At 38.0% G+C, this 2,867-nt stretch carries 1 protein-coding gene; it reads right to left on the bottom strand.

Annotated elements, in window-relative coordinates; all coding sequences use genetic code 11:
- Positions 1-232 precede the first annotated feature (232 nt).
- The gene (locus ACOVQ4_RS05985; RefSeq protein ID WP_421819742.1) at positions 233-2,473 is read right to left on the bottom strand and encodes a TonB-dependent receptor; all 2,241 of its coding nucleotides are present in this window, start codon (positions 2,471-2,473) and stop codon (positions 233-235) included.
- Positions 2,474-2,867 lie beyond the last annotated feature (394 nt).

The following is a 2,867-nucleotide window of genomic DNA, read 5'->3' on the forward strand; positions in this document are numbered from 1 at the left end:
AAATGATTCACATCGTACCTTTTTCATTTTTTTAGGAAATATTAAATCAATAGTATATCTGAGGTCTGATTACTAGACAAAACGAGAAAGTGTAATTCAGGTGTTTAGACTTTTTCACTGAATTTTGTAAAAACAGTTTTAAACTGTTAAAAAAATGAGTCCAAGACTAAGTCTTGAACTAGTACATTCAATTTTGTCCAGTAATCAGACTAATAACGTCTTCCTACTTATTCTAAAAAGATATGCCTACCGATAATTTAGCAAAAAATGGTGTTCCTGCCGTAAAATGGATTTCATTTACGGGTTCTGTTTCATTTTTCAACTGACTTTCGGTAGCAAACTGCGTTTCTTTCCAACGTACATTGGCGAGGTTTTGAACCGATAATCCAAAGTTATATGCCTTGTATTGATAATTTACCTGCATATCGTTTACAAAATACCCCTTGGCAATAATCGTATTATCTTCATTGGCTGGTCGGTCGGCCATATATCTGTATCGCAACGAGCCACTCCATCCATTTTGTGTTCTGACATTCAAGCCTCCTGTCGAGGTTCTTGTAGGTGCCAACGGCAAAAATGCTTGTAATTCGTTTACGCCCAATGCTCTTGGTTTTGCGATGTTCCAATCCATATCGGCGTACAACCAATCTGTAATTTGATAACGCAACGAAAGATCTAATCCCATACGACGAGTTTTACCACTTGGCTCCACTACGGCTTCGTCGCCCACGTACACAAACTCCTGGTCGAGCCATAAATACCATGCCGACATATTGAGCAATAATTTTGAAAATGGTTTCCAAACAACTCCCAAGTCTGAGCCATAAGCTGCTGGCAATATCTCACGCCCTTGAGTTGCTACTACAACGCGCGTATCGTTTGAGTGAAAACCTTTTCCCGTATTCAAATACAATTGCACCCGATTGTTTGGGGTATAATATAAGTTGAATTTAGGGCTCAGAATAGAAGCATTTGCTCTTAAGGTATATTTACTCGAATCACTCAAAAAGTTGTTATATCGATTCCAAAACACGTCATAACGCAAACCAACATTGGCTGTCAATCGCTCTGATAGTCGTATGGTATAATCGTAGTAAAATCCTAAGTTTTGTTCCATAACTTTGCCGTATTTCAATGAATCACTAACAAAGGTTCGATTGACGGTTCGTGATAATTCGAGGTTGTTTACAAAATCTTGTCTGTAATCAACACCAATATTCGAACTCGCACCGTTGCTATGTTCAAGCGAATAACTGGTATTTCCTCCCCAAAGATTACGATTTTCATGCTGCTTTATTTGGTCTCCATTGATAGGGTCTTCTTTGAAAAAAGTAAAGTTGGAGAATAACAAAAAGTTATAATTGGAGTAAAATAATTGGTTTTTCAACACGCCATTTCCCAATTGAGTAACCAATTGTGCATTAAAATTACTTCTACTAGTTTCGCCGCCTTCGGTATCGTCAATGGCACCATAAAATGAAATTTGACCTGAATCTACTGCACGGTCGGGGATTTGCCCCGAGTGATTCCATTTACTCCAAAAAGTAGAAGCCGTCAAGGTTAATTGTGATTTACTCGAAAACTGACGGTTGTATTTTGTGACGGCATTGATACGACGAAAATGCTGCGGCGAATCAAAATAACTATCCGAATAGCTATACTCTCCTCCTACGTACATGGATTCGTTGCGTTCTTTGGCTTTTTGTCCCAAAAGATTAAACGCGCCCACTGCACGATAGGTATTAAACTGCCCAGCTTCAACTTTTACAAAGTTTTTGTCCAAGACATTTTTTGTTCTAAAATCTACCCAACCTGCTGTGGTAAAATTACCTTTATCGGCATAATAAGGGCCTTTTTTGAAATCTACTCTTTCTATCAATTCAGGAATTACAAAGTGCAAATCGGCATATCCTTGTCCGTGCGCATGCGATACCATATTTACGGGCATACCATCCACTGTCAAGCGGATATCGGTACCATGGTCGAGGTCAAAACCTCGTAGAAAAATCTGTTCGGCTTTGCCACCTCCCGCATGTTGACCAATAAATAATCCAGGTACTGAGCGGAGGATTTCTTGTGAATTATTAATAGGTCTTAGCTGCAAATCAATACTGCTAATTGTTTGCTGTTGGTGTGCGTTTTCGGGATGTACCTCTACCTCATCGAGCTGTACCATCGCTATGGACAAAGCAATTTTAAGGGTTTGATTTGTTTTTACTTTGGCTTCATATTTCTGAAAACCGATATGTGAAATCTGTACTTGTACTTCTGAAGAAGCCAATTTCGAAATAGAAAACTCTCCTAAAGAGTTAGTAACAGCATAACCATTAGGTAAGGTGCGTACAATGGCACCTTCGATAGGTAACTGTGTAGATTGGTTGATGATTTGTCCTTTTAAGGTAAAATTTTGCGCAATAATACCAAAAGATGATAGCCATAATAGCCCCATCAAGGTTGTAAATAGTTTTTGCATGTGATACATCTTGCTTTGCTGAGCGAAAATAGGGTTTAGTCTGTTGTGAACATGTTGTACTGATTCACAAAGATACTACAGTGACGCTCAACTCTTTGATTGGGTTTATTATTATATCATGACTGTAGTTGAGGTTATTTCGTTACTAGATTAGTTTAATTTATCTGTGAAAAAGAAATTTAGTTATCGAGCAGAATAAGATTAAAGTTATGAGTTTAGGCACTAGGCAAAGAGTGTTAGAATGTTTTTTAATAACCACAGCCATGCTTTTTTCCAAAGCCTACCGCCGAAAGCCGTTACCTGAAAGCCCAAAGTTCAATCTTAAATTTTATTTTGCCCACTAACTTATTGGTGCTGAATAGGGTTTTTGAGAGACTTTGAAAATATTTTTGCG

Source organism: Flectobacillus sp. (assembly GCF_049240685.1).
Taxonomy (GTDB): Bacteria; Bacteroidota; Bacteroidia; order Cytophagales; family Spirosomataceae; genus Flectobacillus.

Coding starts and splice junctions, on each gene's coding strand:
- ACOVQ4_RS05985 (WP_421819742.1), bottom strand. CDS start 2,473: ATGCAAAAACTATTTACAACCTTGATGGGGCTATTATGGCTATCATCT.